Annotated in this window: 25 protein-coding genes, 5 tRNA genes and 1 pseudogene; 10 read left to right on the top strand and 21 right to left on the bottom strand. The window is 45.5% G+C overall.

Going from position 1 to position 21,299, the window contains the following annotated elements:
* Window positions 1-108: 108 nt before the first annotated feature.
* The 21 genes and pseudogenes from rplL to OO016_RS06855 all read right to left on the bottom strand — a co-directional run.
* A pseudogene (gene rplL, locus OO016_RS06955) lies at window positions 109-492 on the bottom strand (50S ribosomal protein L7/L12); the annotation flags it as partial.
* Window positions 493-541: 49 nt separating this feature from the next.
* The gene (gene rplJ, locus OO016_RS06950) at window positions 542-1,057 is read right to left on the bottom strand and encodes a 50S ribosomal protein L10 (RefSeq protein WP_266011886.1); all 516 of its coding nucleotides are present in this window, start codon (window positions 1,055-1,057) and stop codon (window positions 542-544) included.
* A 16-nt stretch (window positions 1,058-1,073) separates the two neighbouring features.
* Window positions 1,074-1,763 (bottom strand): 50S ribosomal protein L1, encoded by a 690-nt coding sequence (gene rplA, locus OO016_RS06945; RefSeq protein ID WP_266011884.1) that lies wholly within the window; start codon window positions 1,761-1,763, stop codon window positions 1,074-1,076.
* A gap of 21 nt (window positions 1,764-1,784) precedes the next feature.
* A complete protein-coding gene (gene rplK, locus OO016_RS06940) occupies window positions 1,785-2,222 on the bottom strand; it encodes a 50S ribosomal protein L11 (RefSeq protein WP_266011882.1) in 438 nt (145 codons plus the stop codon).
* Window positions 2,223-2,290: 68 nt separating this feature from the next.
* On the bottom strand, window positions 2,291-2,842 hold the full coding sequence (gene nusG, locus OO016_RS06935) for a transcription termination/antitermination protein NusG (protein ID WP_266011880.1): 552 nt from the start codon (window positions 2,840-2,842) through the stop codon (window positions 2,291-2,293).
* 10 nt (window positions 2,843-2,852) lie between these two features.
* A complete protein-coding gene (gene secE, locus OO016_RS06930) occupies window positions 2,853-3,041 on the bottom strand; it encodes a preprotein translocase subunit SecE (protein ID WP_266011878.1) in 189 nt (62 codons plus the stop codon).
* Window positions 3,042-3,165: 124 nt separating this feature from the next.
* A tRNA-Trp gene (locus tag OO016_RS06925) sits at window positions 3,166-3,241 on the bottom strand.
* Between the two features lie 67 nt (window positions 3,242-3,308).
* A complete protein-coding gene (gene tuf, locus OO016_RS06920; protein WP_266011876.1) occupies window positions 3,309-4,496 on the bottom strand; it encodes an elongation factor Tu in 1,188 nt (395 codons plus the stop codon).
* Window positions 4,497-4,549: 53 nt separating this feature from the next.
* Window positions 4,550-4,621 (bottom strand) — tRNA-Thr (locus OO016_RS06915).
* Window positions 4,622-4,706: 85 nt separating this feature from the next.
* Window positions 4,707-4,779, bottom strand: a tRNA-Gly gene (locus OO016_RS06910).
* A 94-nt stretch (window positions 4,780-4,873) separates the two neighbouring features.
* Window positions 4,874-4,956 (bottom strand) — tRNA-Tyr (locus tag OO016_RS06905).
* Window positions 4,957-4,982: 26 nt separating this feature from the next.
* Window positions 4,983-5,056: transfer RNA gene (locus OO016_RS06900), tRNA-Thr, on the bottom strand.
* A gap of 289 nt (window positions 5,057-5,345) precedes the next feature.
* Entirely contained in the window at window positions 5,346-6,233 is an 888-nt protein-coding gene (locus tag OO016_RS06895) for a tyrosine-type recombinase/integrase (protein WP_266011874.1), read from the bottom strand.
* An 83-nt stretch (window positions 6,234-6,316) separates the two neighbouring features.
* Window positions 6,317-6,511 (bottom strand): 30S ribosomal protein S21, encoded by a 195-nt coding sequence (gene rpsU, locus OO016_RS06890; protein ID WP_266011872.1) that lies wholly within the window; start codon window positions 6,509-6,511, stop codon window positions 6,317-6,319.
* Window positions 6,512-6,582: 71 nt separating this feature from the next.
* A complete protein-coding gene (locus OO016_RS06885) occupies window positions 6,583-7,746 on the bottom strand; it encodes an acyl-CoA dehydrogenase family protein (protein ID WP_266011871.1) in 1,164 nt (387 codons plus the stop codon).
* Window positions 7,747-7,759: 13 nt separating this feature from the next.
* Window positions 7,760-8,548: a ComEA family DNA-binding protein gene (locus tag OO016_RS06880; protein WP_266011869.1), complete on the bottom strand. Its 789-nt coding sequence runs from the start codon at window positions 8,546-8,548 to the stop codon at window positions 7,760-7,762.
* Window positions 8,549-8,622: 74 nt separating this feature from the next.
* Entirely contained in the window at window positions 8,623-10,236 is a 1,614-nt protein-coding gene (locus OO016_RS06875; protein ID WP_266011867.1) for an alanine/glycine:cation symporter family protein, read from the bottom strand.
* An 87-nt stretch (window positions 10,237-10,323) separates the two neighbouring features.
* Complete coding sequence (locus tag OO016_RS06870) at window positions 10,324-11,331, bottom strand: potassium channel family protein (RefSeq protein ID WP_266011865.1); 1,008 nt, start codon at window positions 11,329-11,331, stop codon at window positions 10,324-10,326.
* 2 nt (window positions 11,332-11,333) lie between these two features.
* Window positions 11,334-11,561, bottom strand: coding sequence for a PspC domain-containing protein (locus tag OO016_RS06865; protein ID WP_266011863.1), 228 nt, complete (start codon window positions 11,559-11,561; stop codon window positions 11,334-11,336).
* Between the two features lie 12 nt (window positions 11,562-11,573).
* Complete coding sequence (locus OO016_RS06860) at window positions 11,574-12,854, bottom strand: DUF2851 family protein (RefSeq protein WP_266011861.1); 1,281 nt, start codon at window positions 12,852-12,854, stop codon at window positions 11,574-11,576.
* Window positions 12,855-12,913: 59 nt separating this feature from the next.
* Window positions 12,914-13,225 carry a rhodanese-like domain-containing protein gene (locus OO016_RS06855; protein ID WP_266011859.1) on the bottom strand — a complete coding sequence of 104 codons (312 nt, stop codon included), beginning with the start codon at window positions 13,223-13,225 and terminating at the stop codon, window positions 12,914-12,916.
* Window positions 13,226-13,402: 177 nt separating this feature from the next.
* On the opposite strand from OO016_RS06855, the gene OO016_RS06850 reads away from it, so the two are divergent.
* From OO016_RS06850 to OO016_RS06805, 10 genes are all read left to right on the top strand, one after another.
* Entirely contained in the window at window positions 13,403-13,849 is a 447-nt protein-coding gene (locus tag OO016_RS06850; protein ID WP_266011857.1) for a MarR family winged helix-turn-helix transcriptional regulator, read from the top strand.
* Between the two features lie 33 nt (window positions 13,850-13,882).
* A complete protein-coding gene (locus OO016_RS06845) occupies window positions 13,883-14,461 on the top strand; it encodes a YceI family protein (RefSeq protein ID WP_266011855.1) in 579 nt (192 codons plus the stop codon).
* A gap of 225 nt (window positions 14,462-14,686) precedes the next feature.
* Window positions 14,687-16,084: an anthranilate synthase component I family protein gene (locus OO016_RS06840; protein ID WP_266011853.1), complete on the top strand. Its 1,398-nt coding sequence runs from the start codon at window positions 14,687-14,689 to the stop codon at window positions 16,082-16,084.
* 1 nt (window position 16,085) lies between these two features.
* Window positions 16,086-16,652, top strand: coding sequence for an anthranilate synthase component II (locus OO016_RS06835; RefSeq protein ID WP_266011852.1), 567 nt, complete (start codon window positions 16,086-16,088; stop codon window positions 16,650-16,652).
* The gene (gene trpD, locus OO016_RS06830) at window positions 16,652-17,644 is read left to right on the top strand and encodes an anthranilate phosphoribosyltransferase (protein WP_266011850.1); all 993 of its coding nucleotides are present in this window, start codon (window positions 16,652-16,654) and stop codon (window positions 17,642-17,644) included. The genes OO016_RS06835 and trpD overlap by 1 nt, the downstream gene beginning before the upstream one ends.
* Window positions 17,645-18,430 (top strand): indole-3-glycerol phosphate synthase TrpC, encoded by a 786-nt coding sequence (gene trpC, locus OO016_RS06825; protein ID WP_266011848.1) that lies wholly within the window; start codon window positions 17,645-17,647, stop codon window positions 18,428-18,430.
* Entirely contained in the window at window positions 18,427-19,074 is a 648-nt protein-coding gene (locus OO016_RS06820; RefSeq protein ID WP_266011846.1) for a phosphoribosylanthranilate isomerase, read from the top strand. Before trpC ends, OO016_RS06820 begins: the two co-directional genes overlap by 4 nt.
* A 3-nt stretch (window positions 19,075-19,077) precedes the next feature.
* Complete coding sequence (gene trpB / locus OO016_RS06815; RefSeq protein ID WP_266011844.1) at window positions 19,078-20,259, top strand: tryptophan synthase subunit beta; 1,182 nt, start codon at window positions 19,078-19,080, stop codon at window positions 20,257-20,259.
* Between the two features lie 11 nt (window positions 20,260-20,270).
* A complete protein-coding gene (trpA, locus tag OO016_RS06810; RefSeq protein ID WP_266011842.1) occupies window positions 20,271-21,041 on the top strand; it encodes a tryptophan synthase subunit alpha in 771 nt (256 codons plus the stop codon).
* The gene (locus tag OO016_RS06805) at window positions 21,038-21,262 is read left to right on the top strand and encodes a hypothetical protein (protein WP_266011840.1); all 225 of its coding nucleotides are present in this window, start codon (window positions 21,038-21,040) and stop codon (window positions 21,260-21,262) included. Before trpA ends, OO016_RS06805 begins: the two co-directional genes overlap by 4 nt.
* Window positions 21,263-21,299: the final 37 nt, after the last annotated feature.

Raw genomic sequence — 21,299 nt, 5'->3', positions numbered from 1 at the left:
GAATACTCCATCGGGGTGGTATACAGCATCATATACCCAATATAAAAGGGTTTAGGCCTAGCCGCCAAAAGGCGGAAGACCTAAACCAAAACCATATGGTCGAAGCTTTTATTTAAGCTCAACTTCTGCTCCTGCTTCTTCCAGTGATTTTTTGATACCTTCAGCTTCGTCTTTAGACACAGCTTCTTTAACAGCTTTAGGTGCGCTATCAACAATGTCTTTAGCGTCTTTCAGGCCAAGTCCGGTTAATTCCTTAACCAGTTTAACTACGGCCAGTTTAGAACCACCTGGAGCTTTCAGGATTACATCAAATTCTGTTTGCTCTTCAGCTGCTTCAGCTTCACCGCCTCCGGCTGCACCACCAGCTACTGCAACTGCAGCGGCAGCAGGCTCAATACCATACTCTTCTTTAAGTATATCGGCTAATTCGTTAACCTCTTTTACAGTCAAATTAACCAGTTGTTCTGCGAATTCTTTTAAATCTGCCATTTCTCTATCGTTTAATAAAAATTTTAATTATTGTGTTTTAAGTGCGTACAAATTATTTTTCGGAAAGGGTTTTCAGGATGCCTGCCAGTTTTCCACCACCGGATTTCAATCCAGAAATGACATTCTTGGCCGGTGATTGAAGTAAAGCGATAATATCTCCGATTACCTCTTCCTTGGATTTGATATTTACAAGGGATTCCAGTTTGTCATCCCCTATAAAAATCGCTTCCTCAACAAAAGCCCCTTTCAATAAAGGCTTGTCCGATTTTTTCCTGAAGTTTTTGATCAGCTTGGCTGGCGCGTTTCCGGTTTCGGAGAACATCAGGGAAGTATTTCCTTTAAGGACCTCCGGCAATTCGCCAAATTCCTTTTCAGAAGCTTCCATAGCCTTGGCCAACAGCGTATTCTTTACTACAGAAAGTTTAATATTGGCCTTAAAGCAAGCCCTCCTCAAAGCAGAGGTGGTGGATGCATCCAGGCCGGAAATGTCTGCCAGATAAATCGTGGCGTTCTCAGCCAACTGTGCAGTCAAATCCTCAATAACGTTTGCTTTTTCTTGTCTTGTCATGATTACACAATTACCGTTAAACTGCTTTTGGATCTAATTGCACACTGGGGCTCATGGTACTGGACATATAGATGCTCCTCATGTAAACCCCTTTCGCTGCAGCTGGCTTCATTTTGTTCAAAGTATCGAGCAACTCTTTGGCATTGCCTGCGAGTTTATCAACAGAGAAGGATGCTTTACCGATAGCGGCATGCACAATCCCTGCTTTATCTACTTTAAAATCAATTTTACCTGCTTTAACATCAGAAACAGCCTTGGCCACATCCATGGTCACTGTTCCTGTCTTAGGGTTAGGCATAAGGCCTCTTGGTCCCAGGATCCTTCCTAAAGGTCCCAGTTTACCCATTACGCTGGGCATGGTGATGATAACATCTACGTCTGTCCAACCCCCTTTGATCTTCTCAAGGTACTCGTCCAGACCAACGAAATCTGCACCTGCATTTTTAGCATCCTCCTCTTTATCGGGAGTAACCAGTGCAAGTACTTTAACATCCTTACCGGTACCGTGTGGAAGTGTCACAACCCCACGTACCATCTGATTCGCTTTCCTGGGATCAACCCCCAGACGAACAGCGAGATCTACGGAAGCGTCGAACTTGGTGTTGGTAATCTCCTTGATAAGTGCTGATGCCTCTTCAATGGAGTATAACCTGTCCTTTTCGATTTTAGCCCGGGCTTCCTTTTGTTTTCTTGTCAACTTTGCCATGTTACAATTGCTTTTAAGATTTTAAAAAGGCCTCTTGCCCGAAACCTTCAGTCCCATTGATCTTGCCGTCCCTGCTACCATGCTCATTGCAGACTCTACAGTAAAGGCGTTCAAATCCACCATTTTGTCCTCTGCAATAGCTTTCACCTGGTCCCAGGAAACGTTTCCAACTTTAGCTCGGTTCGGTTCGCCAGATCCTTTTTTAATCTTAGCCGCTTCCAAAAGTTGTACTGCCGCTGGTGGTGTTTTCACGACAAAGTCGAACGACTTGTCCTTATACACGGAGATAACAACAGGCAAGACTTTACCTTGCTTGTCCTGAGTCCTGGCATTGAACTGCTTACAGAACTCCATTATGTTAACTCCGGCAGCACCTAAAGCGGGTCCAACCGGTGGCGACGGATTCGCAGCACCTCCCCTAACTTGTAGTTTAACTACTTTACTTACTTCTTTTGCCATTGTTATTAATTAAATACTAATAAAGTGTGTTATAATTTGGAAGCAACACAACTTTTATCACGTAACATTTAAATTTTCTCTACCTGCATATAGCTCAGCTCCAGAGGCGTCTTTCTTCCAAAGATCTTCACCATAACTTCCAGCTTGCGCTTTTCCTCATTGATCTTCTCTACTGTGCCGTTGAAACCATTGAAAGGCCCGTCGATAACTTTGACCGTCTCACCGAGTACAAACGGGATGGCCACGGAATCCGTGCTTACCGCCAGTTCGTCTACCTTTCCTAGCATTCTGTTTACCTCAGACTTTCGCAGAGGCACCGGATCACCACCTTTGGTTTCCCCCAGGAATCCAATTACATTGGTGATGGATTTTATTACGTGTACCATCTCACCTACCAGGCTGGCTTTTATCATAATGTAGCCTGGAAAATACACGCGTTCCTTATTTATTTTCTTTCCGTTACGGATCTGAATTACTTTTTCGGTGGGAACCAGGACTTCTTCCAGGTAATCCCCTAATCCGTGACGCTCTACTTCGCTTTCTATATAGCCCTTGATCTTGTTCTCCTGACCGCTAACGGCCCGCACCACATACCATTTTTTTTCCAGCACTTCAGACATAGGCCTATTATTAACCGATTAGTAGATTGAAATATATCGTAATCAGCTCACTGAAAACGCTGTCCACGCCCCAGGTAGCCAATGCAAACAAAATGGAGAATACGGCAACTATCACCATAAGGTTTGAAGATTCGGCCCTGGATGGCAGGGTAACGTTATTTTTCAATTCGTCTATCGACTCCTTTATGTAAGTTATCATAGTATTCTTCAGTTTGATATTCTCAAAAGCGCTGTGGCTTTCGTTGTGCTCATTATAACACGGAAATTGTGAAGATTATGCGTTCTCGAAATGAAAAACCAACCTTAGTTTTCCGCAGTTTCCTTGGCACGGGAGGAGAGACTCGAACTCCCGACACCTGGTTTTGGAGACCAGTGCTCTACCAACTGAGCTACACCCGTTTATATTTACGTGGAAAGGTATCCTGCCAAAGCAGGACACCCTTTCCAGTAAGTATGTTTGTAATATTTAGTCCAAAATTTTGGTAACCTGACCGGCACCTACAGTCCTACCTCCTTCACGGATTGCAAAACGCAGTCCTTCGTTAAGAGCGATAGGCTGGATCAAGTCTACCGTAATGGTAAGGTTATCACCGGGCATTACCATTTCAACACCGCTAGGCAGGTTGATGGTTCCCGTTACGTCTGTAGTCCTAACATAGAACTGTGGACGGTAGTTGTTGTGGAAAGGAGTGTGACGACCACCTTCTTCTTTTTTCAGGATATAAACCTCTGCTTCAAACTTGGCGTGAGGTTTAACAGAACCTGGCTTACAGATTACCATTCCACGCTTAACGTCAGACTTTTCAATACCTCTCAAGAGGATACCAACGTTGTCACCAGCTTCACCTCTGTCAAGGATCTTACGGAACATCTCAACACCAGTGATAGTAGAGCTAAGTTTCTCAGCACCCATACCAATGATATCGACAGGGTCACCAGTTTTAGCAACACCAGTTTCAATCCTACCGGTTGCAACAGTACCACGACCAGTAATGGTGAATACATCTTCAACAGGCATAAGGAAATCCTTATCCACATCACGCTTAGGCAATTCGATCCAGCTGTCAACAGCTTCCATCAATTCCATTACGGTGTTAACCCATTTTTCCTCACCGTTCAACGCTCCAAGAGCAGAACCAGCGATTACAGGGCTGTTGTCTCCATCGTAGTCATAGAAAGAAAGCAATTCACGAACTTCCATTTCAACAAGCTCTAAAAGCTCTTCGTCGTCTACCATGTCTACCTTGTTGAGGAAAACAACAATTCGTGGAATACCTACCTGGCGTCCGAGAAGGATGTGCTCACGTGTTTGTGGCATAGGTCCGTCTGTAGCAGCAACCACAAGGATAGCACCGTCCATCTGAGCAGCACCTGTAACCATATTCTTTACGTAATCCGCGTGACCAGGACAGTCAACGTGTGCGTAGTGACGGTTAGCAGTTTGATACTCTACGTGAGAAGTATTAATTGTGATACCTCTTTCTTTTTCTTCCGGAGCGTTATCGATAGAATCGAAACTCCTTACTTCGGACAATCCTGCATTAGCCAAAACTGTAGTAATAGCAGCAGTCAATGTGGTTTTACCGTGATCGACGTGTCCAATAGTACCAATATTCAAGTGCGGTTTGGAACGATCAAAAGTTTCCTTTGCCATGGTTAAATAATTTAATCTTAGTTTATATTAGTGTACTTGTTAATCAAAATTTGAGCCAACGACGGGAATTGAACCCGTGACCTCTTCCTTACCAAGGAAACGCTCTACCCCTGAGCTACGTCGGCTTAATGGGTTTCACGGGTTCAAACTTTCCAGTTTCCGGAGTTAACCTCCACTACCGAAACCGCAAAGTTGAACTCAATTCTGTTGAGCGGGAGACCGGGTTCGAACCGGCGACATTCAGCTTGGAAGGCTGACGCTCTACCAACTGAGCTACTCCCGCAATATTAAATTTCAATATGTCAAAAATCCATTCCAGATCTGCCTAACCCTTCCAAAATCAGGATAGTGATTTTGGCTCTGGAATTTCACCTTTGTGGGGAGAGCAGGATTCGAACCTGCGAAGGTAAAAACCAACAGATTTACAGTCTGTCCTCGTTGGCCGCTTGAGTATCTCCCCGCCCTTAGTATTTTTAGGAACATTCGAGCCGATGGAGGGACTCGAACCCACGGCCTGCTGATTACAAATCAGCTGCTCTAGCCAGCTGAGCTACATCGGCTTTTCCAGCGTTTGAACGCATAAAAAAACCCCGTCATTTCTAACGGACTGCAAATGTAGATAATTATTTTTTTAATCAAAACTATTTTGGAAAATTTTTGGACCTCCAGCAGGCCCTATGTTTTATGTGCTTAACCCCGCTTTTTAATGCCGTTTTTAATTAGCTGTATCCCCTGCAATTCGCACACATTATAAATCAGGTTCTATATCTGGGACTTACCTGTTATTTAAAGTGTATTAATATTAAGGTATAAGAGTCTTACAGATCTTCTAACCCATACTCCAAAACCCTATTTGTTCCGTGGATGTGAACGGGCGTGTACCTTCTGAAGTTCAGCTATACTGCTATGCGTATAGACCTGGGTGGAGGCCAGGCTGGCATGGCCGAGTAATTCCTTAACCGAATTTAAATCGGCTCCCTTATTCAACAGGTGGGTAGCAAAGGTATGCCTCAGTACATGCGGGCTCTTTTTGACCTTGGTGGAAACCTGGCCCAGGCAACTGTTAATAATACGGTATACCAGGGTGGCGTAAATCTTTTTTCCAGCTGCCGTAAGGAATACATGCTGATTATTCTTAATCACTTCCAGGTTATTGCGCTCCTCCAGATATTGCGACAACAATTCCCGGGTGGGATTCAGCAGGGGGATCAGGCGTTCTTTATTTCTTTTACCAAGAACCTTTATGGTGTTCCTGTTCATGTCCAAATCCGCTAATTTCAGCTCAATAAGTTCGGACCTGCGCATTCCTGTGGTATAAAACAACTCAACGATAAGCTTGTCCCGCGTTCCTTCAAAGCCGGGCTCGAAGGCTATTTCCTTAAGCAACAGCTCCATCTCCTTCTCGGAGAAGGGCACTTCCACTTTCTTCGGGGTCTTCAGGGCCTTATGCCTTGCCAGGGGATTCTGTTGCAACTGGCCGGTTTTAACCAGGAACTTGTAAAAGGCTTTCAGCGATGCTATCTTGCGGTTGACGGTCCTGTTGGTCACCTTCTTTTCAAGGAGTGCCACAATCCAGCTTCTTATGAGACTGTAATCGGCCCCTGCCACATCTTTCAGATTAAACTCTTCTTTGCAGAACGCTTCAAATTCCTGAATATCCTTCTGATATGCCAGGCAGGTATGAGCGGAATACTTTTTTTCCAGGGTAAGGTAATCTGTAAATGCTTGGACGGACATATTACAAAGGTAGCAAAGCCAAACCTTAACTCAGGGCAAAAAAAATCCCGCTAAAAGCGGGATATCTTTGATAATATTTTGTCCTAGACGTCTTCAGCATCTCTTAATCGCTGAATATACTGGGCTTTCTGAATCTGCTGACGCCTCACAACAGAAGGCTTTGTAAACTGCTGCCGCTTGCGCAACTGCCTCATCTTACCTGTCCTGTCAAACTTACGCTTGAATCGCTTCAGTGCTCTGTCTATATTCTCTCCTTCTTTAACTGGTATAATTAACATAGGCTACAACCTCCTTTCTTTTAGCGTTTTGCGGATGCAAATATAAGTTGAATAACTTAATTAGCTGCAACTTATTTTAAAATATTCTTGGCAATGACCACTTTTTGGATTTCGGTGGTTCCTTCTCCGATAGTACAAAGCTTGGCGTCCCTGTAGAACTTCTCTACCGGGAAATCCTTGGTGTACCCATAACCCCCGTGGATCTGCACGGCTTCGTTAGCAACCTTTACACAAACCTCTGAAGCATACATTTTGCACATGGCAGAGAACTTGCTCATGGGCCTGTCTTCATTTTTAAGGTATGCTGCCTTGTGCATCAGCAACTCTGAGGCTTCTATTTCCGTAGCCATTTCTGCCAGTTTAAAGGAAATCCCCTGGAACTGGCTGATAGGTTTTCCAAACTGAACCCTTTCCTTGGAATATTTCAGGGCCGCCTCATAGGCGCCCTTGGCTACCCCCAGGGAGAGCGCCGCAATGGATATCCTTCCTCCATCGAGGATTTTCATGGACTGGATAAACCCATCGCCCACTTCTCCAATTCGGTTGGCATCAGGAATCCTGCAGTTATTGAAAATAAGTTCCGCGGTCTCACTGGCGCGCATCCCCAATTTATCTTCCTTTTTACCACTGGTAAAACCTGGAGTTCCCTTCTCTATGGCAAAAGCAGTCATCCCGTGGCTATCACCCTTAGCCCCTGTACGGGCAATTACAACAGCAATATCCCCACTGATTGCATGGGTGATAAAATTCTTGGCCCCGTTTAGCACCCACTCGTCACCTTCCCGAACGGCAGTTGTAGACATTCCTCCGGCATCGGATCCGGTATTGTGTTCTGTAAGCCCCCAGGCACCTATCCATTCACCTGTGGCCAGTTTGGGAATCCATTTCTCTTTCTGTTCTACGTTACCAAACAATAAGATATGATTGGTGCATAGGGAATTATGCGCTGCTATGGAAAGACCTATAGCTGGGTCTACCTTTGATATTTCTTCAATTATGGCAATATATTCGTGATAACTAAGACCTGAACCTCCCAGGGACTCCGGAACGAGTATTCCCATGAATCCCATTTTACCAGCTCTTTTGAACAACTCTACCGGGAAGGTCTGTGCCTCATCCCACTCCATAACATGAGGCTGAATAAACTGGGTAGCAAAATCCCGTGCAGATGCCGCAACCATTCGCTGGGTTTCTGAATAATCAAAAACTAAGGAAGACATTGTGCCTGTAATCATTATAGCTAATTTTTTAGAGAGACAAATATAGGCTAATTCTATCAATCTTATCTGAGGGGAAATCTTCAATTTTTGTTAATTCCCCGAGGTTTACAAAGGGGCCATTAAGCTCCCTGTATTCCACAATCCTCCGGGCCACTTTCCTGCTCAGGTAAATGAGAGAAGCAATTTTATCTGCTGAGGCCTGGTTGATATTGATGCGTTCAAGTTCCGGTTTTTCCAACACCGCATAACGGTGCAGCAGCCGATTAACCACTTCCGGGTCCAGGCCATATACATCGAACAGTTGCTCACTGACCTGGAAGCCTCCCAGTCGATTTCGAAATTTTACGATTCGTTCGGATAAGACTGGTCCAATCCCTTTGATTTCCATTAATTCAGCGGCCTCTGCCTGATTGATGTCCCTGAGTTTGGGCAGCTCATTGGGCCCCGCCTTTTCGACCCTGGCCTGACTCATTTTTGACCTGCTTTTAAAACGAAGTCGGGAAGCTATCGTGCTTCTTCGATCCTCCCCAATCTTAGAAATAGTCCAGAAATCCTCTTCCGAATGTATCCATTTGCCTGCAGCCCGATAAGCAAAAATACGGTCTGTTTCTTCCGGGGTTATCCTCAGCATATAGGCCTGATAATCCGTAAGGAAATTCGGATTGTAGCTGAAGACACGATCGTCCTTACCGGCCGAAGTCCGCAACGAATCCAACCAGCGAACTGCCGAAGGATGTTCTTCCAAAACAAGGTCCGGTTCTTTGGGTGGAGCCTTTAGCAGGAAATAGCGAAACCCCTGCAACAGGAAAATGATCATGAGCAAAAAGAAAATCCCACTTCGTTCCTGTTTGCTGAAACGCCAGTGGGATTCCCTATGTCTGTAATTGCGTCTTACTTAGAAGTACTTTTAATCGCCTGCAGGTATTTTGACAATTCTTCCCGTACTTTCGGGAAGAGCAACATCAACCCGAGCATGTTCGGAAACACCAGGGCGAGGATCATCGCATCCGAGAAGGCAAAAACTGCACCCATGGATGCAGAAGCCCCAATCACTACAAACACAATAAATAGAATTTTGTAAACCAGGTCTGCGACCTTACCCCTGCCAAACAGGAATTTCCAGGACTGCAGCCCGTAGTATGACCATGAGATCATGGTTGAAATAGCAAACAGCACAACCGCAAGGGTTAGTACATATGGAAACCATGGCAATACCGATTCAAAAGCCATGGATGTCAGGTTTACCCCTCCTACGGCTTCACCATTGACCAGTACATTGCCTACTCCGTCACCTCCGTATTCAAAAACACCTCCACTATTGTAAAAAATGATCACCAGGGCTGTCATGGTACAAATAACGACCGTGTCAATGAAAGGTTCCAGCAGTGCCACAATCCCTTCACTGGCAGGATACTTGGTTTTAACAGCGGAGTGCGCAATAGCCGCAGAACCAGCACCAGCCTCATTGGAGAATACCGCCCTCCTGAATCCAATAATTAGCACACCAAACAGTCCGCCCAGACCAGCTTCAGGAGTAAAAGCTCCTTTAAAAATCAGGACAAAAGCATCATCTACATAGCTGAAGTTTGCTGCAATAACAATAATACAGGCCAGGGCATAGATAACTGCCATAAAAGGAACGATCTTCTCGGTTACGGAAGCAATTCGCTTGATCCCTCCGATGATCACTACACCTACTATAAATGCCAGTATCATGCCGATTATAAATCCGGTGGATCCACCCTGAAGATCTAACATGGCAGCCAACTGCTCTGCTGCCTGGTTAGACTGTACGGCATTACCTCCACCAAAGGAAGCCCCCACGCATAGTATGGCAAAGAGTACTGCCAGTGCCTTACCCAGCCCTATAAAACCGCGTTCTTTTAATCCACGAGACAAGTAGTACATAGGACCACCGTAAACGGTACCATTTTCGTCTACATCACGGTATTTTACACCCAGGGTACATTCCACGAATTTGGTAGACATACTGAGCAACCCACATACGATCATCCAGAAAGTAGCCCCTGGACCACCTATAGCTATCGCAAGTGCAACACCTGCTATATTACCCAGTCCTACCGTACCTGACACGGCTGTAGCCAGAGCCTGGAAATGACTTACCTCTCCCTGTTTGCTTTCATCGCGAATAGTATCGGGCAAATCACCGTCTACAATATTGACTTCTGCCTGTTCCACGCCATGTCCCTCGGGCTCTTCAACGGAATCATATTTTCCCCTTACTACATTTATGGCCAGTGGAAACCTCCGGATATTGACAAAACCAAAGTACAGTGTAAAAAAGGTGGCACCCAGTACCAGGATTATCACAATCAGCGGAATACCCGTACCCGGGACTTCCCAGAACACGATCCCTTCCCAAACCGCAGTAATGGGTTCAAACCATGCATTTATGCGCTCATCCAGTCCCATCTCTGAGCTTTCCTGAGCAAAGGTTAATAAAGGCAATAAGAGTGCGGTTAATGTGAGAAGTTTCTCCTTCATGTTGATTTGTTTTGGTTTTGAATCGGATTTGTAGGGCGGCAATATCCTAAAAAATACCTACACAATCAAATATTACGGAAAATACCCCTATTCGATATGGAACATCTTATTTAGTTTCCTGATCTGTTCCGGTCGGCCAAGAACAATCACTTTGCTCTTGGGTTCCATCTTGAGGTCTGCCTCGGGGTTGATAATATAATTCCCATCGGGCTCAATATATCCTATAATAGTACAGCCCGTTCGCCTCCTGAGGTCCAGGTCGCGAAGGGAAGTACACTCGATCTGATCTGCAAAATCCTCAATGGCCACTTCTTCCAGGTTGGTGGTATGCTCCCCCTCGGTTGATAATTTATCCATAAACGTTATGAGGTCCGGTATAACCACCAGGGAGGCCATATGATCGCCCCCGATCTTATCCGGCATAATAACCTTGTCCGCTCCTGCAAGGGTTAGCTTCTTCTGCGAAGTTACCTGCGAGGCCCTGCTTATGATAAACAAATCCTTATTCAACTGCCGGGCAGACAGTACCACGAAAAGGTTGGCGGCATCATCGGGTAGCGTTACGATCAGATACTGAGCTACTTTTACCCCTGCCTCAATCAACACCTCATCTTCATTGGCATCTCCATTGATAAAGAGGACATCATCTTCATGCTTCTCAATGATCTTTTCGTCATTTTCAATAACCACAAAAGGCTTTTTATAGGCTTTTAATCGCTCTGCTGCCTGCATGCCATTCCTGCCATAACCACACAAAATAACGTGGTTGGAAAGACTGTTGATCTTGTTTTTCACTTTTTTCTTCTTTAGGATTTGCAATGAATTCTTACTCAGGATGTATTCTGTGATTACCGATATGCCATAGGCAAAAATAAAGACGCTGCTCGCAATCAGCAATACAGTGAACACCTTGGCTTCTGCATCCAGCGGGCGCACCTCCATAAAGCCTACTGTAGTGACGGTAATAATAGTCATATACAGGGCGTCAAGCCAGGTGTAATCGGAAATATAGCGGTAGCCCAGTACCCCTGCAAGCAGCACGGTAAACATCAGAAAGAGGGCCAGTAATATTTTAGATCGGAAAAGTCTTATCATTACTAAAGGTCGAATACAGAGGTTCTTTTAGTATACACCAGGTCTTTGATTTTCAACCAGAAAGCCAGGAAGAGATACAGGGCAAAACCAAACCCCAGGGTTACAAACGTTAGGTATATAAATGTAGTGCGAACAACCCGGGCTCGGATACCCAGGCGTTCAGCGATTCTCCTGCTAACCTCAAAACCTCGCTTCTGGAAATAGTAAAGGATCTGATAAAAAATATTCATGGATTAAAAATACTATATTCCTTTTAATAAATACCTCCCGATAGCACAATCAAGGCAATGGTTTTTTGCACAGTAATGTTCATATTTCTGCAGCAATGCCTGACTCTGAAGCGCGTTGATTGGCGGCATCCCCAACCGGGACAGATTACCGAGGACGTGGTTGTTTTCAGGCGGGATGCTTTCCAGCAGAGACCTGAGCTGCGGCCAGATATTCCTTCCCATGGCATGAGCGTAGGTGAATTGAACAGGAATTAGCGAGTTGATTATTAGTAGATCCATGAATACGGCAGATACTTTTCTGGGTTTTCTTTTGGACAAATTTCCAAAAGTGTAATGGGTTTCCCAGTAGCTCGAGGCAGACACAGATAACAGCTTATGCAACTGATTTCGATTGAAAGTTGATATCAGTTTTCCGAAAAGGCGGGGTTGTGAAACTATCAAAACCGAGAGTTGTGAGAGGCGAATTGTGGGAAAGTTAGAGGGCCTGAGCCTGAGGAAAACAGGTTGAAGTATTCCTGTTCTATTTAGGGTAAAGCGGGTGCATTGGTATTGAAAGGCCAATTGCAACTCCCCGATATAGGAATCACTTTTTGAAGCAGCTTCAATCAGGCCGGACATGCCCATAAATAGGGCTTCCAACTGCAACTGGTCGTGCCCCAATTTTTTGACGATCGAATAATCCAGCTTTAGCGCCAAACTGAGAAATGCAGCTCCATTAACATGAAGACCGAAACCCTTCAACAGGCTAATAAACAACACCCGTTCCCAGTTGTTGCTGCTAACAGCCAGCCAGGTTCTAAGCTCGTTCGCCTTATGCAAAAGGCGCTCCCTGTAAAGGCTGTACCACCAGTCTTCCTTAATAATTATCGGTACAGCGTGATGATCCTGCTGGCAGTTGATCCGAAACCCACTTGTAAGGGATTGCATATCCCATATGGCGGCCAGGGTGTCTTTGGAAACAAAATCCCTGAGCTGAAGCGTGGCCATGGGCCTTCCGTGGTAACCGAGAACGGGTTTATCGTCTTCCCATACCACATGTAAAATTACATTCTGGTAGTTGGGATCCGTACTATGACCGTGTAAATTCCAGTGAGAAGACCTGAAGTGCAATTCCACATGTCCTGCCCAGAGTATCCCCGCAATTACAATCCGGGCATTCAGAAAATCAGGGCCGGCATTTGAATTATGGATGCCCGGATCCCAGATCTGCAATTCCTCTCCGGTAATAAGGACTAAACCTGTGTAGGGCAACTTTTGATGCTCCCAAAGGATGTGCAACAGTGATTCCTGCATGCGCCTGAAGATGCATCAGGACACTGCAAGCGGCAAACTGTAAGGAAAATTTTATTGAGTTACTGGATAATCTTTCCCTTCCAGTCCAGAATACCTCCCTCGAGATTATAAGCCTGGTCAAAACCAAGATTGTTCATCAATGCACAGGCCTGGCGACTGCGATTCCCAGACCGGCAATATACGTAGTAGTTTTTGGATTTATCCAGTTTATTGACGGCATCGAGAAAACCCTGGCCTTCGTATATGTTGATATTGATGGCCTCGGGGATGTAGCCGGCCTCAAACTCTTCCGGGGTACGCACATCGAGAATAAGGGCGTTGTCGTCATTATTGAGTTTTACTGTCCAATCCTGTTGACTTAAGTCTGCCATACTTTAAGTGTTATTTTAAATTATGAGGCGCGAAGATACAACTCTGATGCTATTGATTCTGTTACTTATGTAGCGTTGTAGATGGGCAGGATCCACAATTAACAAAATTTTAGCGCTACATACATTAGGATACAAAGATACAATTACTATATTTGTATATACAAATGTTGTAGTGACATGAATGTTGAAGCTGTTATTAAGACAAAAACGCCCATTGCTTTACCGAGTCGGACCATCATACACCTTACACTGGTCAACAACAAAATTGGTGATGAATTGGGCAATGCACTGAAGCCTTTCGGAGTCTCTTTACAGCAATTCAATGTGCTAAGGATACTCAGGGGCCAGAAAGGAAAGCCCGCAAACATGAGTACCCTGAACGACCGTATGGTTCGTAAGATGAGTAATACCACAAGACTGGTAGACAAACTCCTGCTTAAGGGATATGTAGATCGGGTGGTATGCGAAACCAACCGGCGCAAAGTGGAGATCACCATCACTCAGGAAGGAAAAGATGCTTTGACACAAATGGACAAGGCTGTTACAGAGGCCGAAGCGGCTTTGGTAGCCCAACTGAGCGAAGAGGAAATGAGTTCACTCAATTTATTACTGGATAAATTTTAAACCACATATTAATAATTATTAAAAAACAGAAACATGAAAAAGAATGTACTAAGCCTGGCTCTGGCCGTAGTAATTGGAACTGCTGTTACAGCCTCCACACCAGTTGAAGTTGTAACCAAGGAAGTTAAGACTGGCGAAAGCACCGTAACCTGGAAAGGATACAAAGTAACTGGATCTCACTACGGGATCATCAACCTGCAAAGCGGATCTCTGTCTTTTGAAGGCGACAAGCTGGTTGGCGGGGAGTTTGTAGTTGATATGCAAAGTCTGATCTCTCAGGATCTGGAAGGAGAATATAAAGGGAAGCTGGAAGGACACTTGAAATCTGACGACTTCTTCGGAGTAGAAAAATTTCCTACTTCTACCCTGGTCTTCACTGAAGTTAAGGCCAATGGGAAAAACTCCTACGAGGTAACTGGAGACCTGACTATTAAAGGTATTACCAAAGCCGTTACTTTCGATGTATCAGTATACGGAAGCAAGGCTACAGCTACTATGAAAGTAGACCGTTCTGAATACGACGTGCGCTACGGTTCCGGAAGCTTTTTCGACAACCTGGGCGACAAGACCATTTACGACGAGTTCGACCTGGTGGTAGACCTCCAATTCTAGAAAAAGAAAATTTGCAAAGACCCGGCCCAAATTTTAACGGCCGGGTTTTATTTTTGATTTGGATTTCTGAAATTCCTTTCTATCTTTGACCAGATGAACAAAACAACAGCAAATAACTGGTGGTGGACAAACGAACAGATAATGTCGTGAGAGACCCCTGTATTGCTGTACAAAAAGGCTTGTCTTCCACGACAAGCCTTTTTGATTTTTAGACCCAAGACAAAGATGCGTTACAGATTAAAGACCCATTACAAGCAGATTTTAGCCGATACACTTACCCCGGTTAGTGTATACCTGAAGATCAGGGATCGCTTTCCCAACAGCATCCTGCTTGAGAGCAGCGATTACCGGGCCAACGACAATACCTTTTCCTATATCTGCTGCAACCCCATAGCCGGGATACAGATCGCAGATGAAACCATTACCGAATTCTTCCCGGACGGAACTTCTATCCAGACCCCTGTAGACAGCAAAACCGATGTACCCCGATTTATACATCAGTTTAGTCAGAAATTTGAAGTAGATAAAAACGGATTTAAATTCATCAACAACGGACTTTTTGGGTACATGGCCTATGATGCGGTTCGTTATTTTGAAGATATCGACCTGAAGAAAAAATCAGGCGAATTGGGCATCCCGGATGTATATTATGCTGTTTATCAAAATATTATCGCCATAAACCATTTCAAGAATGAAGCTTACCTCTTTGCGCATTGCTATGAAAGTGAGCCTAACCTGGAAGACCTGGAACAGCTGTTAAGTGTGAGGACTTTTTCTTCTTACTCTTTCACCAAGGACGGACAGGCAGTTTCTAACCTTAGCGATGAAGAGTACATGGAACTGGTGGAGCAGGCAAAAGTCCATTGCAAGAGGGGTGACGTTTTTCAACTGGTGTTGTCCCGTCGTTTTTCCCAGGGTTTCAAGGGTGATGAATTTAATGTTTACCGGGCCCTCAGGTCCATAAACCCCTCCCCCTACCTCTTCTACTTTGACTACGGTAACTTTAAGATATTCGGAAGTTCCCCTGAGGCGCAGTTAGTGGTGCAGAAAGGCAAGGCAGAAATCCATCCAATTGCGGGCACTTTTAAACGTACTGGTAATGACGAGGAAGACGCCCGCCTGGCCAAGAAACTGACTGAAGACGATAAGGAAAACAGCGAACATGTAATGCTGGTAGATCTGGCCCGCAACGACCTGAGCAGGCATGGGAATATGGTTCATGTGGACAACTACCGGGAAGTACAGTATTTCTCTCATGTAATTCACCTGGTGTCTAAAGTCACGGGAAAGATCAAACCGGATGTACCCACCATGAAGATTGTTGCCGATACTTTTCCTGCAGGAACCCTGAGCGGGGCTCCCAAGCATATGGCCATGCAACTTATTGAGAAATACGAAAAGAACAACAGGGATTACTATGGAGGAGCCATAGGATTTATGGCGTTTGATGGCGATTTTAATCACGCTATTATGATCAGAACCTTCCTGAGCAAAAATCATCTCCTGCATTATCAGGCTGGTGCCGGGCTGGTGGCAGCTTCAGATTCTGAAATGGAACTTCAGGAAACTTACAACAAACTTGGCGCCCTGAATCGGGCCCTGGAACTGGCAGAACAGATTTGATATGAAAAGAGTTCTCGTTATAGACAACTACGACAGCTTCACCTATAACCTGGTCCATTACCTGGAGGAACTGGGTGCCCAAGTAGTGGTCAGGCGCAATGATCAGCTTGATCTATCTGAAGTTGCCCCATTTGAAAAGATCGTGCTTTCACCAGGCCCGGGCATCCCGGATGAAGCAGGTTTACTCAAGGATATCATTGCCACCTATGCAGCAGAGAAGAGTATTTTTGGCGTATGCCTGGGGCAACAAGCCATAGCCGAAGTATTTGGAGGCAAACTAATTAACCTGTCCGAGGTCTACCACGGCATTGCGACCGATGTAAAAATTACTAAAGCAGACCCTATTTTTGATGGTCTTCCTGAGGAAATCCCAGTGGGCCGCTATCATTCCTGGGTGGTAGACCCGGAATTGCCGGATTGCCTTGAGGGAACATCATATGACACCCAGGGCCAGCTTATGTCACTTCGCCATCGCGAATACGATGTCAAAGGGGTTCAGTTCCACCCGGAATCCATACTTACTCCTCATGGAAAGCAAATTTTAGAAAACTGGTTAAACCAAGCATAATGAAAGAAACGCTAAACAGGCTGATCAATCACGAAATCCTATCCAAGGAAGACGCACAGCAAATACTGGTCAATATGGCCCAGGGAGCTTACAACACCAGTCAGATAGCTGCATTCCTCACAGTCTATATGATGCGAAGTGTTACCATAGAGGAACTGGAAGGCTTCCGCGATGCCCTTCTCGACCTATGCCTTGCGGTAGATCTTTCTGAATTTGACCCGGTAGACCTTTGCGGTACCGGGGGTGATGGCAAAGACACCTTCAACATCTCAACCCTGGCCTCTTTTGTAGCAGCAGGTGCGGGTATCAAGGTAACCAAACACGGAAATTACGGTGTGTCTTCCACCTGCGGCAGCAGCAACGTTATGGAGTTCCTGGGAATCAAATTCAGCAATGAAGCGGATTTCCTTAAAAAATGCATTGATGAAACTGGTATCTGCGTTCTTCACGCCCCCCTCTTCCACCCGGCTATGAAACATGTGGCTCCCATAAGGAAGGAACTGGCAGTTAAAACCTTTTTCAATATGCTGGGCCCCATGGTAAATCCTGCTTTTCCCAAAAACCAGATGGTAGGTGTTTTTAACCTGGAACTGGCCAGGATGTATGGTTACCTCTATCAGAATACGGATAAGAAATTCACCGTATTGCACGCCCTGGACGGCTATGATGAGATTTCCCTGACCGGTCCTACAAAAACCATCTCCAATCAAAGCGAGGGTATCCTGAATCCGTCAGATTTTGGCGTTGACCAGGTTCAACCGAAAGAAATTGCCGGAGGGAACACGGTAGCAGAATCTGCCCAAACCTTTTTGAATATTTTGCAGGGAAAAGGAACTCATGCACAGAACCACGTAGTGTGTGCCAATGCCGGGGTGGCCATAAGTACAGTACAGAACATCGGTCCCAAGGATGGCTTTGAAAAGGCTATGGATTCTCTTCTGAGCGGAAGGGCCCTGGAGGCTTTAAAAAAATTGCAACAACTGAGTGCCTAAATGGATATTCTTGAAAAAATAGTAGCCGATAAAAGAAGGGAAGTTGCCCTGAAAAAACAGTTGATCTCCACGAGTTCCCTGGAGAATTATCCGCTGTTTGAACGGGAATCCCCTTCACTCTCGGCAAACCTCAGACAAGCACGGGCAGGTATTATTGCAGAACACAAAAGGCGCTCGCCTTCAAAGTCGGTGATCAATAACGGCCTGGATGTCTACAAAGTGGCTATTGGCTATCAAAAGGCAGGCGCCAGCGGCATGTCCGTACTCACTGATGGCAAGTATTTTGGCGGTTCCCTGGACGACCTCCTCCTGGCCCGGTCCGTTGTAGATCTGCCCCTGCTGCGCAAAGACTTTACTGTAGACGAATACCAGATCATTGAAGCAAAGGCATATGGTGCCGATGCAATACTGCTCATTGCAGCTGTTCTGAAACCAGCGGAAATCAGAACTTTCAGCGAACTTGCCATCAATCTGGGACTTGAAGTACTCCTGGAAGTGCATAACCTGGAGGAGCTCAATAATTCACTTGTTCCGGGAATCCAGATGCTGGGGGTCAATAACCGGAACCTCAAAACATTTGAAGTAGACCTGGAAACTAGCCGGCAACTCTCCGGGCATATTCCGGATTCCATGGTAAAAGTCTCTGAAAGTGGCATCAGCAACACTGATGCGATTCTCAATTTGCAGGGTTTTGGATATCAGGGTTTCCTGGTAGGAGAGCACTTTATGAAAAGTGGGGATCCCGGAAAATCAGCTGAAGAATTTATACAAAATATCAGGGGATGAAACTAAAGATCTGTGGCATGAAGGAAAACCCTCAGGAGGTAGCGGATCTGGCCCCGGACTACCTGGGATTTATTTTCTGGAAACCTTCTACGAGATTCATTTCTCAGCCACCGGCTGGCCTAACGGATGATATTAAAAGAGTGGGCGTCTTTGTAGATGCCTCAATACCCTATATCCTTGCGCAGGTGGGGCAATTTAAATTGTCACTGGTGCAGTTGCATGGTGAGGAAAGCCCTGAATTTTGTCTTGCCCTTCGAAAAGAATTATCAACAGCCTTTGGAAACAACACTCAAAAAATAGAATTGATCAAGGTTTTTTCCGTGAATGATGAATTTGAATTCTCGGGAATTGTCCCTTACGAAGAGGTATGTGACTATTTCCTTTTCGATACTAAGGGAAAACTTCCGGGCGGTAATGGTTATGCCTTCAACTGGGAATTGCTCAGGGCATATCCCTTAAAAAAACCTTACTTTTTAAGTGGAGGAATAGGGCTGGGAGAAGTCCCCCAGCTGATCCGCTTTATGAGATCACCAGAGGCCAGATATTGCCACGCCCTGGATGTAAACAGCAAATTTGAAACGGCTCCGGGAGTCAAGGACATTCCGGGCCTAAAACAATTTATAAAACTAATTTTCGATAAGTAGACGATGAGCTATAACGTTGACGAAAAAGGATATTATGGACAGTTCGGAGGGGCATTTATACCGGAAATGCTCTACCCCAACACAGACGAACTGCGCAGGCAGTACATTGAAATCATGGAAGCTCCGGACTTCCAGGAAGAATTCCGGCAACTGCTGCGCGATTATGTGGGCAGGCCTACACCGTTGTATTTTGCAAAACGCCTTTCGGATACATTCAATACCAAAATCTACCTGAAAAGGGAAGACCTGTGCCACACTGGTGCCCATAAGGTAAACAATACCATAGGGCAAATACTCCTGGCCAAACGCCTGGGTAAAAACCGGATCATTGCCGAAACCGGCGCTGGTCAGCACGGGGTAGCCACGGCTACTGTCTGTGCTTTGATGGGTATAGAATGTGTTGTATATATGGGTGAGGTCGATATCGCCAGGCAGGCGCCCAATGTTGCCCGAATGAAGATGCTTGGTGCCACTGTAAAACCGGCAACTTCCGGCAGTAGAACCCTCAAGGATGCGACCAATGAAGCTATCAGGGACTGGATCAACAACCCGGTTAATACACATTACATCATTGGTTCTGTTGTAGGACCACACCCCTACCCCGATATGGTAGCACGTTTCCAGTCGGTTATTTCGGAAGAGGTGCAACAGCAGCTTATTGAAAAAGAAGGAACGCCCAACCCGGATTACGTGGTAGCCTGTGTAGGGGGGGGAAGCAATGCAGCTGGCCTGTACTACCATTACCTGGACAATCCGGAAGTAGGCATAATCGCTGTGGAGGCTGCCGGCAAAGGCATTCATACCGGTGAAAGTGCTGCCACCTCAGCATTGGGAAAAGTGGGCATCATCCATGGTAGTAAAACCCTCCTCATGCAAACCGGGGATGGCCAGATCACTGAACCTTATTCCATTTCGGCCGGACTGGATTATCCCGGGGTTGGCCCCATGCATGCCAACCTCTACACATCCGGAAGGGGCGAATTCATTTCCATAACAGACAAAGAGGCTATGGAAGCCGGATTACTGGTTTCTAAACTGGAAGGCATAATCCCCGCTATTGAAACCTCACACGCCTTTGCCATATTTGATCATCGCAGCTTTAAGCCAGAAGATATTGTTGTATTCAATTTATCCGGTAGGGGCGACAAAGACCTGCAGACCTATATCGATTACTTTAAACTTTAGTCAGACACCCAATGAACAGGATTACAGAAAAACTGAAAGATGGGGGAAAATTGCTCTCCATTTACTTTACTGCAGGGTATCCGCAATTGGAAGATACCGTTTCCATTATTGAGGAGTTGGAAAGGAGTGGTGTGGATATGATTGAAATAGGACTGCCTTTCAGTGACCCGCTGGCAGATGGGCCTACCATACAGGAGAGCTCTACAGCCGCACTGCGCAATGGCATGTCTACCGCTCTGCTGTTTGAACAGCTTAAAGGAATTCGAAATTCAGTAAAGATCCCGCTGATCATAATGGGTTATTTTAATCCGGTCCTGCAGTATGGAGTTGAGGAATTCTGTTTAAAATGCGCCGAAATTGGTATAGACGGCCTTATTTTGCCTGATCTTCCCCTGGATGTTTACCAGGAACAGTATGAAGAAATATTCAAAAAACACGGCCTGTTAAACATGTTCCTGATCACCCCGCAGACCAGTGACGAAAGAATCCGGCAAATAGACGAGGCTTCGGAGGGATTCATTTACATGGTTAGTTCTGCCAGTACTACCGGAGCCAAATCCGGATTCGGGCCCGAACAACAACAATACTTTGAACGCATTGGAAGTATGCAGCTGAAACATCCCCAGATCGTTGGCTTCGGGATAAGCAATGCGGAAACTTTTGACCAGGCTACCCAGCGGGCCAAGGGAGCAATAATTGGATCGGCATTTATAAAATTCCTTACTCGTGAAGGAAAGAAGAATATAGACAAGTTTATCAAATCCATTAAAGTACCGGCATGAAGTTCCTGAACGATTGGAAACTGTTAATCCTGCTTTGCCTTACCCTGGGGCTGGCTCCTTATGTCCCTGAACCCCACATATGGGGCAAGATTCGCTGGCTGGCAGGCGGGGCCAAAGGAATGCAACCCATAGATTATTTTGATGTGGTCCTGCACGGAACTCCCTTTATACTGCTGTTGCGCTTTCTCTTTCTTAAGCTGATTCGAAAAAAGCAAGGTTAGAAATCCATACATTTACGTTAGGAAATAGGACAAAACC

Origin of the sequence: Lentiprolixibacter aurantiacus (assembly GCF_026241225.1) — a bacterium.
GTDB classification, from domain to species: Bacteria; Bacteroidota; Bacteroidia; order Flavobacteriales; family Flavobacteriaceae; genus Lentiprolixibacter; species Lentiprolixibacter aurantiacus.
The sequence above is the reverse complement of the archived record's forward strand: the minus strand, read 5'-3'. Positions and strand labels throughout refer to the sequence as shown.